The organism is Agrobacterium bohemicum (assembly GCF_002896715.1).
In the GTDB taxonomy this organism is placed as follows: domain Bacteria; phylum Pseudomonadota; class Alphaproteobacteria; order Rhizobiales; family Rhizobiaceae; genus Agrobacterium; species Agrobacterium bohemicum.
In genome coordinates, this window is record NZ_PGEL01000024.1 from 296,254 (window position 1) to 308,996 (window position 12,743).

Sequence of the window (12,743 nt, forward strand, 5' to 3'; positions counted from 1 at the left end):
GTGCGAGTGTTTCACGTGAATCATTTGCCGATACNAAACTCGGNAAATATGACGCCGAGTAAGTCTTCGACATCAACGCGGCCGGTGATGCGACCGAGAGAGGTTGCAGCCAACCGCAGATATTCCGAGCGGATCGCTAGATCCATACCCTCGGATTTCAGCGCATCACTAACATAGTTTAACGTCTCTTCAAGGCGTTTCTTATGTCTTGCCCTGCCAGGCACAAGTGTCAGGGATGAACCGACACGCTTTTCAATCTCTGAAGCGATATGCTGATGCAAACAGTCTAGTCCCCAGCCAGTCTCGGCAGAGACAGAAATATGNTTTGCAATATCGTCAGGTGGTTGAGCCAGATCGGCCTTGGTCCTGATGAAGGTAAACGGTAATTCAGACAGTTCGGCCAATTGTTGCGGTGCCGAATCGATGTCAGACAACAAAAGAACGAGATCAGCCTGGCCTGCGGTTTGTTTCGCGCGACGAACACCTTCGAGCTCGACAACATCAATTGTATCTCGCAAACCGGCTGTATCGAAGACGGTTACAAGGTAACCGTTGATATTGAGATCAACACTCAAAACGTCGCGGGTAGTACCGGCAATATCGGTCACTATGGCGATATCTCGACCACTGAGCGCATTGAGGAGACTGGACTTGCCGACATTGGGCGCACCAACCAACGCGACCTTGAAGCCATCACGAACGATTTCTGACGATGACCCCGCCTGAAGGTGAGTGTCAAGCTCGCCATAAAGGCTGGAAACATCATTCCAGACCTTATCCGCGACAGAATCTGGGACGTCTTCCTCATCAGAGAAATCCAGTTCCGCTTCGATGAGAGCTCGACATCGGGTCAAGCGATGCGCCCAACCGTCATAGAGTTCGGATAAACGACCACTCGTCTGCTCGACTGCGAGACGCCGCTGCATCTCAGTCTCGGCCTTCAACAGGTCGGCGAGACCTTCAACTTCCAGCAAATCCATCTTGCCATTGTCATAGGCGCGTTTCGAAAACTCACCCGCGTCGGCGTGGCGTATTTCCGAGATAGCATCGAGTTCCCGAAACACAGCTTCTGCAACAGCTCTGCTGCCGTGAATATGGATTTCTACGCAATCCTCGCCGGTAAACGAGTGAGGCGCTGGAAACTGAAGGACCAGCGCTTGATCCAACTCTTCATTGTTTCGGTTACGAATCGTTTTTAATGCTGCTTTGCGCGGTGGTGGCAGATCGCCCGCTGTCATCAAACCTAAAGCCGTTAATGCCTTAGGTCCGCTCAATCGTAAAACGGCAACGCCCGCCGGAAGAGAACCGCTCGACAAAGCATAAATCGTATCATTGGAATGAGACATAAAGCGTCATCTCGCTNAAACAATTGGCCGCATCCGAATAACGGACGCGGCCTTATGGTCGGTTAGCATGATCTCAGAAGAAGATCAGGTGTTCATGGAATCGAAGAAATCACCATTCGTCTTCGTCTGCTTAAGCTTGTCGATAAGGAATTCGATAGCATCTGTTGTGCCCATTGGCGCCAGAATGCGGCGCAGGACAAAGATTTTCTGGAGATCCTGGCGCGGCACCAACAGGTCTTCCTTACGTGTACCGGATTTGAGAATATCCATCGATGGGAAGATGCGCTTATCGGCGACCTTGCGGTCCAGAACGATTTCAGAGTTGCCCGTACCCTTGAATTCTTCGAAGATAACTTCGTCCATACGGCTGCCGGTATCGATCAAGGCGGTTGCGATGATCGTCAGCGAGCCACCTTCTTCGATGTTACGGGCCGCACCAAAGAAGCGCTTGGGGCGCTGCAAGGCGTTGGCATCCACACCACCTGTCAGGACTTTACCCGAAGACGGGACGACGGTGTTGTAAGCGCGGCCAAGGCGCGTAATCGAGTCGAGCAGAATAACCACGTCACGCCCGTGTTCGACAAGGCGCTTAGCCTTTTCGATAACCATTTCAGCGACCTGAACGTGGCGAACGGCGGGTTCATCGAAGGTCGAGGAAACGACCTCACCCTTCACCGAGCGCTGCATATCGGTCACTTCTTCCGGCCGCTCATCGATCAGAAGAACGATCAGGTAGCATTCTGGATGATTGGCGGTAATGGAATGAGCAATGTTCTGGAGCAGAACGGTCTTACCTGTGCGCGGTGGCGCAACGATAAGGCCACGCTGACCTTTACCGAGCGGTGCCACGAGATCCATGACACGAGCGGAGAGATCCTTCGATGTCGGAACCTCCAGCTCAAGCTTGAAACGCTCATTCGGATAAAGCGGCGTCAGATTATCGAAATGGACCTTGTGGCGGANTTTTTCCGGATCATCGAAATTGATCGTGTTGACCTTCAGCAGCGCGAAATAGCGCTCACCTTCTTTCGGTCCACGAATCGGCCCTTCGACGGTATCGCCTGTTTTCAAGGAGAAACGGCGGATTTGCGAGGGCGAGATATAAATATCGTCAGGACCTGGCAGATAATTCGCGTTGGCCGAACGCAGGAAGCCAAATCCGTCCTGGAGAACTTCGACGACACCTTCGCCGATGATCTCGATGTCCTGACTTGCCAGAACCTTGAGGATTGCAAACATGAGCTCCTGCTTGCGCATCGTGCTCGCATTTTCGACTTCCAGAGATTCCGCAAATGTCAGCAAATCGGTAGGGGATTTGCTCTTAAGTTCCTGAAGCTTCATTTCAGCCATGAAGAGAAAGACCGTCTTTAAAATATGTGTGTGGGGAAAGGCTTGATCGCGAATCAGGTACTNGGGGTGTCCCGCAGACGGCTGAATAATTCACATGCCATTGAGATGAGTTACGGGAAAATAGCGATTCAACCGTAAAGCCGCAAGAGGAAAGCACCAATTCCGAGNAAATTATCGTGAACACCTCTCAAGCGAAGGGTTTCACAACCACAAGTATGACTATGGCGATCATCAGAACCGTCGGAACCTCGTTCATCAACCGCCAGTGACGGGCAGAACGTTTGTTTTCATCCCGGGCAAAGCGCTTGACGCTGCGGCTAAAGTAGACATGCGCCGCAGTCATGAGAACGACAAGACCGANTTTCGCATGCAGCCATCCGCCCGAAAATCCATAAACAGACCAGGCGAGGTAGAGACCCAGAACCCAGGAAATCATCATCGCCGGGTTCATTATGACCTTCAAGAGCCGCTGTTCCATGATTTTGAAGGTCTCCGATGTCTCTGATCCGGGCGCCGCATCCGTGTGGTAGATGAACAGTCGTGGCAGATAAAACAGGCCCGCCATCCAGGAAATCACCGCGATGATGTGCAACGCCTTGATCCAGAGATAAGCATCAGCCGGATCCACATGCAGAACGACCGCGATCAGCGCGACGAAGACCACGAGTGCCATACCGGCGCGCATCCGTGTCTTGCGACCGGCCTTTGCGGATGTCTGCTCATTGTGCGTTTGCTCGCTCTCGCTCATTTCACCACACCGTGGGAGCGTACCCTTGCGACGAGCCGTGCGACGTTCTCAGGGTCTGCTTGTGGGGTGATGCCGTGGCCGAGATTGAAGATCAGTGGTCCTGNCCCGAGACAGTCAAGGATAGCATCGATACCGTCTTCAAGCGCTTTGCCGCCGGCAACCATCAGCATCGGGTCGAGATTGCCCTGCACCGGACCGTCCTTCTGCAGATCACGAGCGAAAGAGAGAGGCACGCTCCAGTCGAGACCGATGGCATCGGCTTTCGTTTTCTGGCGGTAATCCTTCAGCAGAATACCGGCACCTTTAGCAAAAGCGATGATTTTAGCGTCCGGTTTACGAGCCCGCACGGATTGAATGATCCTTGCGACAGGCTTTACAGCGTAATCCTCGAATTCTTTTTCACCGAGCACGCCTGCCCAGGAATCGAAGATTTGCACGGCATCGGCACCGGCATCAAGCTGCGCTACGAGGTAATCAGCGGAGACCTCAGCCAGAAACGCCAAAAGCTTTTCCATGGCCTCCGGATGCTGGTAACCGAAAAGGCGTGCAGGTGCCTGATCAGGCGTGCCGTGACCGGCAATCATGTAGGTGGCGACCGTCCAAGGCGCACCACAAAAACCAAGAAGAGTGGTTTTTGATGGTAAGTCATGGCGAAGCTTCGTAACCGTTTCAAACACCGGTTGGAGATGCGGTAGGATGTTATCCGCCTTCAGATCCNAAATACCGGCAGGGTCAATTGGATCCATGGCCGGACCCTTACCCTCGGTGAAGGTCACATTGCGTTTCAGGGCGTCAGGTATCACCAGAATATCGGAAAACAGAATAGCTGCGTCCAGATCAAACCGGCGGATCGGCTGGAGCGTCACCTCAGTGGCAAGCTCTGGATTGTAGCACAGGTCCAGGAAACTTCCTGCGACTTTACGCGTTTCTCGATATTCCGGAAGATAACGACCCGCTTGCCTCATAAGCCAGATAGGGGGAGGGCTAAGTGCCTCTCCATTCAAAACCTTCNAAACGCTACGCTCAGACATCGGCTCATCNTTTCTAAAAATAAAATAAAAGAGATTCTTAAGATTTTCTATTTCTTAGAGTCTGTGAGTAGCAAGGATTAAATCCTGTCCGGCTTATATGCCGCATGCTGGAAAACGTCGTGGCTGTGAGGATAAGAGTCCACCAAAGATTGGATCGTTTCTTGGATAAGTCAAAATCCATCATAAAAACAGATATTTAAGGTTGAGATTCAGCCATTCTGAATTGTGGATAACAGCTGAAAGATTTTTAATAGCCTCTTATTGTCCTCACAATTCACAAGCGGGTCTTTGCTTGCTACACAAAAAGCCGATTGTGGATAAAACGCAGGTTTTGCGCCCAGCGGACCACCACCCGCTGCAAAGCCTCATCTTGTCCACCCTTATCAACAGGGAGACGAAAACAGCGTGGAGAACCAAAAAAGCTTCTTCCATCTTCACCTGATTTCTGACTCCACGGGTGAGACTCTGATGTCGGCAGGCAGGGCGGTGTCAGCGCAGTTTCAAACGGCCATGCCGCTGGAACACGTATATCCAATGATCAGAAACCAGAAACAGCTTCAGCAGGTCCTCGATAGCATCGATAAGGAACCCGGGATCGTGCTCTACACGATTGTTGATGAAAAGCTGGCGGAATTCCTGAACCTACAATGCCACGCTATCGGCGTTCCCTGCGTCAATGTTCTGGAACCTGTCATCGGCANTTTCCAGACGTATCTTGGGACAGCATCCAGACGACGGGTTGGTGCGCAGCATGCCCTAAATGCAGATTATTTTGCGCGTATCGAGGCGCTTGATTTCGCTATGGACCACGATGACGGGCAGATGCCGGAAAGTTACGACGAGGCGGATGTCGTTCTGATCGGCATCAGTCGGACGTCAAAGACGCCGACAAGCATTTATCTCGCCAATCGTGGCATCAAGACTGCGAACATTCCCGTAGTACCGGGCGTTCCGTTGCCACCGAGCCTATATGAGGCAACCAGACCTTTGATCGTCGGCCTGGTCGCGACCTCCGATCGTATTTCCCAGGTCCGTGAACATCGCGAGTTGGGGACGACAGGCGGTTTCGACCGTGGTCAATATATTGACCGGGCGACTATCATGGAGGAACTGAAATATGCTCGCGTTCTTTGCGCTCGCAACAACTGGTCTCTCATTGATGTCACACGGCGCTCGATTGAAGAGACGGCCGCTGCCATTCTTGCCCTTCGTCAACGGACACGTTAATCCATTTTCTAAACCGTTCGGAGACCATGGTTGATGAAACCAGACCTTATTCTCGCTTCCTCCAGTGCTTCCCGCCAGATGCTAATGCGCAATGCTGGCTTGGCCTTCTCTGCGCAGCCTGCCGACATTGATGAGCGCGCTATCGACGCGGAGCTTGAGAAACAGGGTGCGACCCCAGACAGGATTGCAGTTGAGCTCGCCAAAGCAAAGGCTTTGGCCGTCAGCGCTTTGAACCCGGAGGCAATTGTCCTTGGGTGTGACCAGACCATGTCACTTGGTGACAGAATTTATCACAAGTCGAAAGATATGGCTGAAGCGCATGCCAACCTGATGTGTTTATCAGGTAAGACGCACCGTCTTAACTGCGGCGCTGCATTGGCCAGAAACGGTGAGATTATCTGGGACGTCGTCACGATTGCCGACATGACAGTGAGACATCTGGATGCTGCTTTCGTCCACCGTCATCTGGAACGGGTCGGGCCGAACGTGCTTTCGAGCGTGGGCGCGTATCAGTTGGAGGGAGAGGGAATACAGCTTTTTACAGCGATTAATGGAGATTATTTCACCATTCTTGGTTTGCCGCTTCTGCCCCTCTTAACAGAACTTCGCGAGTTGGGTCTGATCGATGGCTGATTCACGTGAAACATTAACCAAAACAGCGTTTGTTACCGGCTACCCGATAAAGCATTCCCGTTCGCCGTTGATTCACAGACATTGGTTGGAAAGATTTGGAATTGTCGGGTCCTATCAAGCGCTGGAAGTTGCCCCCGACGACTTTGGTGCATTCATTGCAGAGCTGAAATCCGGTAATGGTTTTGTCGGTGGAAACGTCACGATTCCTCATAAGGAATCCGCCTATCGATTGGCAGATCGACCAGATGAGATTGCGCAGGAATTGGGAGCGGTCAACACCGTCTGGCTCGAGAATGGTGTGTTACACGCTTCTAATACGGATGGCTTTGGTTTCATATCCAATCTAGATGCGTCTCATCCTGGATGGGACAAGACAAGCCGGGCGGTGGTATTGGGTGCTGGGGGCGCAAGCAGGGCGGTTATTCAGGCGCTAAGAGATCGCGGCATCTCTGAAATCCATGTTGTAAACCGCACTGTTGAGCGCGCGAAAGAATTGCGCGATCGATTTGGCGCGCAGGTTTATGCTCATGCATTGCAGGCACTGGACGAAGTGTCCACGGGTGCGGGTTTTTTCGTCAATACGACATCTCTTGGAATGGAGGGTGGTGAGGTGCCGGATATTGATTTTTCAAGGCTGTGCAGCGGTGCTGTCGTCACTGATATCGTCTATGTTCCGCTGAAGACGCCCATTTTGAAGATGGCAGAGCGTCAGGGATACACCACAGTAGATGGCCTCGGCATGCTTCTTCATCAAGCCAGACCCGGTTTTGNAAAATGGTTTGGTCAAAAACCAACGGTCGATGACACGCTGAGATCTTTGATCATCGCTGATATGGATAAACGTGGATGATCGTCATCGGACTTACCGGATCGATAGGAATGGGGAAATCGACAACAGCGGGGCTATTTGCCCATGAGGGTGTTGCTGTGTTCGATTCGGACGCTGTTGTACACCAGCTTTACGAGGGGGAAGCGGTCTCATTGATTGAGGAGGCTTTTTCCGGCACTACGAATGAAGGCAAAGTCGACCGTGAAAAGCTTGGCGAAGCATTGAGGCGGAATCCGGCTAATTTTATCCGGTTGGAGCAGATCGTGCATCCGCTAGTGCGGGGTAAGCAACAGGAGTTTCTGGAGCAGGAACGTACCCTTGGTACCGAATTTTCGCTGCTCGATATTCCTCTTCTTTTTGAGACCGGTGCTGAAACCCGCGTTGATGTGGTCGTAGTCGTTACCTGTGCGACTGATATTCAGCGACAGCGTGTATTGGCGCGCCCGGGAATGAACGAAGAAAAATTACAAATGGTCCTTGCGCGGCAGGTGCCCGATGAGGNAAAAAGNAAACGTGCCGATTTCATCATCGATACCGGGCGGGGAATAGACGATGCCCGCGCCCAGGTGCTGGCGGTGCTTGTCGTCTTGCGGACTAGACGAGACGGAAAGGTGTGACGATGCGCGAAATCATATTCGATACGGAAACCACGGGGCTGGAATCGAAGGCCGACCGGATCATTGAAATCGGTGGCATCGAACTCTTCAATCATTTCCCGACCGGCAAGACGATCCATCTCTATATCAATCCGGCGGATCGAAAAGTTCACCCGGATGCGCTGGCGGTTCATGGCATCACGGACGAGTTTTTGCAGGACAAGCCGAAATTCGAGGACGTGGTTCAGGAGATTCGCGACTTCTTCGAGGGCGCGCGCTGGGTAGCGCATAATGCGACTTTCGATATGGGCTTTATCAACGCCGAGTTTGCCCGTCTTGGTATAGAGCCCGTTTCGCCGGAATTGGTGACTGATACGCTGTCCATGGCGCGTCGCAAACACCCGATGGGTCCGAACTCGTTGGACGCCCTCTGCCGCAGATATGGCATCGACAATTCGCACCGAACTCGACATGGAGCCTTGCTCGACTCTGAACTTCTTGCCGAAGTCTATATCGAGATGATCGGTGGTCGGCAGACGGCTCTCGGGTTTGGAGCTGCGGCAAAAACACAAAACGTGGATGTCGTTGATGACGTTCCCTTTGAACCTCTGCATCGTAGCAAACCACTCCCGATCAGGCTGGATCCGGAAACGGCTGCGGCGCATGGAAAGCTTGTTATGACGATGGGCGACAAGGCGATCTGGAATAAATACCAGCACTGAACATCCTCTACGGATAGTCGGTGAGCCATGATCACTCTGTTCTAAGCCTGAGCAGGTCGTTAAGATGCCATCGCCGCTCAAAAATAACCCGGGCTTTTGACCCGGGTTCTCTGTCTCAATCATCTGTCAGCTATCAGCTATCAGTTTGGAACGGCCTGGACCTGTGCACGGGCCTGTTCTTCAGCAACACGCTGGGCAAACATCTGAGAGAAATCGATAGGATCGATCATCAGTGGCGGGAAACCGCCATTGCGTGTGACGTCTGCAATGATCTGGCGTGCGAAGGGGAACAGCAGGCGAGGGCACTCGATGAAAAGCACAGGCAGCATATGTTCCTGCGGNAAACCGGTAATACGAAAAACGCCGCCATAGACCAGTTCAGCTACGAACAAAATCTTGTCGCCATCCTTGGCTTCAGCGTTCAGCGTCAGGACGACGTCGAAGTCGGAACCCGAAATCGGGTTTGCATTGACGTTGACGTTGATGTTGATCGCAGGCGCGCCATCTCTGGCCTGAAGCGAACGGGGAGCACCAGGATTTTCAAAGGACAAATCCTTGGTGTATTGGGTCAGAATATTGAGGGAAGGGTTTGCACCGTCCTGCGCACCGTTTTCAGTGGTCATACTATGTCCTCGCGGATTGAATTCTTGGAAAGCCGTCTATCANTTAGACAATAGGCTTACAACCCTTTGATATACGGGTCGCGTCAAGGTTTGGGCAAGTTGCGATCATCCCTGTTTTGCGACCAGGGAGAGTTGTTCGGNCCATCGCGATGGAAATCCTCGTCATCCAGATCCACCACCTTGGCAGAGCCGGAATTCTGCTGATCTCTGCGAAACCCTTGCGTTTTGAAGGACCCCGCAACGACGATGCGAGGACCGATCGCCTTCCAGATCAACGTCCTGAAGGCTGGCACTAGCAGAAGCAGTCCAATGATATCGGTAATGAAGCCAGGCACGAACAAAAGAATACCGGCGATAACGCGCATGCCGCCGTTGATCATCGCCTGAGCGGGTTCATCGCCGGTGCGACTGGCANTTTGCAGATTGCGCACCATGCCGAGACCGCCAGCTCTGAGAATGACGAGACCAAGGAACGAGGTAAATAGAATAAGCGCCAGCGTCAGCCACAACCCCAGTGCCTTGCCAACGACGATAAAACCGGCAATTTCGAGGATCGGCATCAGAAGTACGACGATGGGTAAGAACGAGAAACGCATATCGTTAGCCTTGCGTGTTACTGGAACACCGAGCCGAAAGCTTTCTTCCGGAAAATTCGATGCTGGATCGGGACGAGATCATCACTGTGCCGAACCTTTGATAGAGCCGATTGAATCTGCAGGTTTGAATGATGAGCAGATGCAGACTATATGATGTGTAGAAAATTAGATTTAAATGGCGGTTTCGGTAAAAGATGGGCTCAAGCGACTTTATAACATTGTTTTTCCTTGTGGCTGCAGTGCTGATCTTTCTTCAGCTTCGCAGCGTTCTTGGCCGTCGTACCGGTAGTGAAAAGCCTCCGATCGACCCTTATAGCCCACGCGATGCTGCCAAATCTCCCATTGAGGATAACAAGGTCGTGACCTTGCCTCGTCGTGGCSATGGTGAAGAGGAAAACCCNTTTGCAGAAATCGACGCGATTGCACCGGTAGGTTCTGCGCTCAATGATTCGTTGCGTGAATTGACGAAGACCGATCCGTCTTTCCGCCCCAAGGAGTTCCTGAACGGCGCGCGCATGGCATACGAGATGATCGTGATGGCTTTCGCCGATGGAGACCGCAAGTCTCTCAAAAATCTTCTGTCCAAGGAGGTCTATGAAGGATTCGATGCGGCAATCTCTGAACGGGAAAGCCGCGGCGAAATTGTCAAATCGACATTCGTCGGTACAGNAAAGATCGATATCACCCACGCCAGCATCCGTGATTCCGAAGAGCAGATTACCCTGCGGATCATCAGCCAACTGATTTCGGCAACCTATGACAAGGATGGCAAGGTCATCGATGGCGATGCGGAAAGTGTTTCCGAGGTTGATGACATCTGGACCTTCTCGCGTGATATTCGCTCGCGTGACCCGAACTGGAAGCTGATCGCGACCGAATCTGAACAATGACGACGACTGGGCAGGATTTCGACATCAAACATGTGTCGTTCGATGAACTGCCCGGTTGGCAGGCGGATGACCCGTCACCGCTCTTCCCGGCGCTTCGATCCGTCCTCACACATTTGCGGGGTGGCAAGCCCTATCGCACAGGCGCGATTGGCCTGACAGCGGACGATCTTGTGCCGCTTCTTGAAAAAGCCGACAAGGTTGAACTGGCGGGTGCAGAGATTGCCCGCCAGNTTTTTGAAGAACAGTGTCTGCCATTCAAAGTATCGCTCACGTCCGGTNAAAAAGGCTTCGTAACCGCCTTTTATGAACCGGGATTGGAAGTGTCCGCGACACCGGATACGGTCTGGAAATATCCAATCTATCGCCGTCCCGCAGATCTGATCGATCTGGATGAGAGCAACAGGCCTGCTGCCATCGATGCCCATTATGCCTTTGGTTTAAACCGTGAGGGAGCGATCAGCACTTACCCTGATAGAGGCGAGATTGATCGGGGCTATCTGCAAGGCCGAGGTCTGGAAATCGCCTGGGCGAAGTCAAAGGTCGATCTTTTCTTTGTTCATGTACAGGGTGCTGCGAGGCTTCGTTTTGCCGATGGAACCATCAAACGCATTACCTATGCTGCAAAAGCCGGCCACCAGTTTTCTGCGATAGGACGCTTGTTGCTGGACCGCGGCGAACTCGACGCTGCCACTATCTCGATGCAGACAATTCGCGCATGGCTCAACGATCACCCTGAGCAGGTGGACGAGGTGCTTTGGCACAATCGCTCCTACATCTTTTTCCGCGAGGCAGATGTGGAAGGCTTAGAGCTCGGCCCTATCGCTGCCGCAAAGGTGCCTCTGGTCGCCGGTCGGTCCCTGGCGGTCGATCGCCTGATCCATACATTCGGATTTCCGTTTTATATCAATGCACCGAGCCTGACGCATCTCGATACAGGCCAACCGTTCGGCAGGCTGATGCTGGCGCTGGACACCGGCTCGGCGATCGTAGGACCGGCGCGAGGCGATATTTTTACAGGCTCTGGATATGAGGCTGGAGAACTGGCTGGCACGGTGCGCAACGAAGCAGATTTTTATATATTGATACCGCGTGGAGCAGCGGAAAGGTATCGGTGATGAAGGGCGGCCGCAAGCTTGGCAAGGACGAGCGCATTTTATGGGGCAAGGTAGCAAAGACGACGCGGTTGATTTCCGGGCGCGTCGAAGACCTGCTTGCCTTTGAAGCGCTGGAAGCCGAAGTCGAGATTGTCGTGCCGAAGCAGCCTGAAACGAAATCCGGCAAACCCATTCCACCATTCCCGCNAATGATCATCGAAACGGTACCCCAGGCGACCCTCGCCGAGACGGACAGGAAGCGAATTCACACACCGCTGGAGAAGCCGGTCAAGCGCAAATTGACCCGCGGGCGTCTGCCGCTGGAGGCGCGGATCGATCTCCATGGCATGTTCCAAAGCGAAGCTCACGCCGTGCTGCTCGATTTTCTGATCCGTGCGCATGAGCGCGGGCTGCGCCACGTTCTCGTCATTACCGGCAAGGGTCGGTCCATGGGCAGTGATGGCGCGTTGAAGCGAGCGGTGCCCATGTGGNTTTCCAAGCCGGAATACCGCTACCTCATTTCGTCCTATGAGGACGCATCGATGAACCATGGCGGCGACGGCGCGCTTTATGTGCGTCTTGCCAGACGGCGAGGCGATACGTCATGACTCCNTTTGCCGATGCCGTGCGCGTGCTGCGGGNAAAAAAGGGTGTGACGCAAAAACAGATGGCGCTGGCGATTGGTGTTTCGCCTGCCTATCTCTCGGCGCTGGAACACGGCAAGCGAGGCAAACCGAGTTTCGATTTGCTCCAGCGTATTGCCGGATATTTCAACATTATCTGGGATGAGGCTGAAGAATTGTTCTCGTTGGCGGGTGCGTCAGACCCACGTGTTGTGATCGATACCGCCGGTTTGCCGAAGGAATATACCGCTCTGGCCAATGGATTGGCGCGGAATATTCGCAAGCTGTCGCCAACTGTGATAGATGAATTGGCAGAGGTGCTGCAAAAAAGCCGTTCTTGCGATTGAAACCCGCGCTATCCCCTGTTTTGTGCCGGGTTTTGGCGGTTGTGGACTTTGGATATCGAGGCGGAATTTCTATAGTCACACGTCAGAT

15 protein-coding genes are annotated in these 12,743 nt (G+C 53.0%); 9 read left to right on the top strand and 6 right to left on the bottom strand.

Going from position 1 to position 12,743, the window contains the following annotated elements; genetic code table 11:
* Nucleotides 1–20: 20 nt before the first annotated feature.
* The 4 genes from mnmE to hemE all read right to left on the bottom strand — a co-directional run bounded on the left by mnmE (nt 21) and on the right by hemE (nt 4,475).
* Complete coding sequence (gene mnmE, locus CUC55_RS11820) at nt 21–1,346, bottom strand: tRNA uridine-5-carboxymethylaminomethyl(34) synthesis GTPase MnmE (RefSeq protein ID WP_103087948.1); 1,326 nt, start codon at nt 1,344–1,346, stop codon at nt 21–23.
* An 84-nt stretch (nt 1,347–1,430) separates the two neighbouring features.
* Nucleotides 1,431–2,696 (bottom strand): transcription termination factor Rho, encoded by a 1,266-nt coding sequence (rho, locus tag CUC55_RS11825; RefSeq protein WP_103087949.1) that lies wholly within the window; start codon nt 2,694–2,696, stop codon nt 1,431–1,433.
* 187 nt (nt 2,697–2,883) lie between these two features.
* Nucleotides 2,884–3,381: a protoporphyrinogen oxidase HemJ gene (hemJ, locus tag CUC55_RS11830; RefSeq protein WP_103088011.1), complete on the bottom strand. Its 498-nt coding sequence runs from the start codon at nt 3,379–3,381 to the stop codon at nt 2,884–2,886.
* A 59-nt stretch (nt 3,382–3,440) separates the two neighbouring features.
* Nucleotides 3,441–4,475: a uroporphyrinogen decarboxylase gene (gene hemE / locus CUC55_RS11835; RefSeq protein WP_103087950.1), complete on the bottom strand. Its 1,035-nt coding sequence runs from the start codon at nt 4,473–4,475 to the stop codon at nt 3,441–3,443.
* A gap of 405 nt (nt 4,476–4,880) precedes the next feature.
* On the opposite strand from hemE, the gene CUC55_RS11840 reads away from it, so the two are divergent.
* The 5 genes from CUC55_RS11840 to dnaQ all read left to right on the top strand — a co-directional run bounded on the left by CUC55_RS11840 (nt 4,881) and on the right by dnaQ (nt 8,482).
* On the top strand, nt 4,881–5,702 hold the full coding sequence (locus CUC55_RS11840; protein WP_103087951.1) for a pyruvate, water dikinase regulatory protein: 822 nt from the start codon (nt 4,881–4,883) through the stop codon (nt 5,700–5,702).
* Between the two features lie 33 nt (nt 5,703–5,735).
* Nucleotides 5,736–6,335 (top strand): Maf-like protein, encoded by a 600-nt coding sequence (locus CUC55_RS11845; protein WP_067646093.1) that lies wholly within the window; start codon nt 5,736–5,738, stop codon nt 6,333–6,335.
* Nucleotides 6,328–7,185 carry a shikimate dehydrogenase gene (locus tag CUC55_RS11850; RefSeq protein ID WP_103087952.1) on the top strand — a complete coding sequence of 286 codons (858 nt, stop codon included), beginning with the start codon at nt 6,328–6,330 and terminating at the stop codon, nt 7,183–7,185. The genes CUC55_RS11845 and CUC55_RS11850 overlap by 8 nt, the downstream gene beginning before the upstream one ends.
* On the top strand, nt 7,182–7,781 hold the full coding sequence (gene coaE, locus CUC55_RS11855; protein ID WP_103087953.1) for a dephospho-CoA kinase: 600 nt from the start codon (nt 7,182–7,184) through the stop codon (nt 7,779–7,781). The genes CUC55_RS11850 and coaE overlap by 4 nt, the downstream gene beginning before the upstream one ends.
* Nucleotides 7,782–7,783: 2 nt before the next feature.
* On the top strand, nt 7,784–8,482 hold the full coding sequence (gene dnaQ, locus CUC55_RS11860; RefSeq protein ID WP_067646099.1) for a DNA polymerase III subunit epsilon: 699 nt from the start codon (nt 7,784–7,786) through the stop codon (nt 8,480–8,482).
* Nucleotides 8,483–8,622: 140 nt separating this feature from the next.
* Here the strand turns inward: dnaQ and secB are convergent, their stop codons facing one another.
* Together secB and CUC55_RS11870 are read right to left on the bottom strand one after the other, a co-directional pair.
* Complete coding sequence (secB, locus tag CUC55_RS11865) at nt 8,623–9,105, bottom strand: protein-export chaperone SecB (RefSeq protein ID WP_103087954.1); 483 nt, start codon at nt 9,103–9,105, stop codon at nt 8,623–8,625.
* Between the two features lie 83 nt (nt 9,106–9,188).
* Entirely contained in the window at nt 9,189–9,701 is a 513-nt protein-coding gene (locus CUC55_RS11870; RefSeq protein WP_103087955.1) for an FxsA family protein, read from the bottom strand.
* A 194-nt stretch (nt 9,702–9,895) separates the two neighbouring features.
* Between CUC55_RS11870 and CUC55_RS11875 the strand changes: the two genes are divergently transcribed.
* The 4 genes from CUC55_RS11875 to CUC55_RS11890 all read left to right on the top strand — a co-directional run bounded on the left by CUC55_RS11875 (nt 9,896) and on the right by CUC55_RS11890 (nt 12,655).
* A complete protein-coding gene (locus CUC55_RS11875; RefSeq protein ID WP_157940949.1) occupies nt 9,896–10,591 on the top strand; it encodes a Tim44/TimA family putative adaptor protein in 696 nt (231 codons plus the stop codon).
* Entirely contained in the window at nt 10,588–11,706 is a 1,119-nt protein-coding gene (mltA, locus tag CUC55_RS11880; RefSeq protein ID WP_103087956.1) for a murein transglycosylase A, read from the top strand. The genes CUC55_RS11875 and mltA overlap by 4 nt, the downstream gene beginning before the upstream one ends.
* Nucleotides 11,706–12,293, top strand: a complete 588-nt coding sequence (locus CUC55_RS11885; protein WP_103087957.1) for a Smr/MutS family protein — start codon at nt 11,706–11,708, stop codon at nt 12,291–12,293. The genes mltA and CUC55_RS11885 overlap by 1 nt, the downstream gene beginning before the upstream one ends.
* Nucleotides 12,290–12,655: a helix-turn-helix domain-containing protein gene (locus tag CUC55_RS11890; RefSeq protein ID WP_103087958.1), complete on the top strand. Its 366-nt coding sequence runs from the start codon at nt 12,290–12,292 to the stop codon at nt 12,653–12,655. The genes CUC55_RS11885 and CUC55_RS11890 overlap by 4 nt, the downstream gene beginning before the upstream one ends.
* The last annotated feature ends 88 nt before the right edge of the window (nt 12,656–12,743 follow it).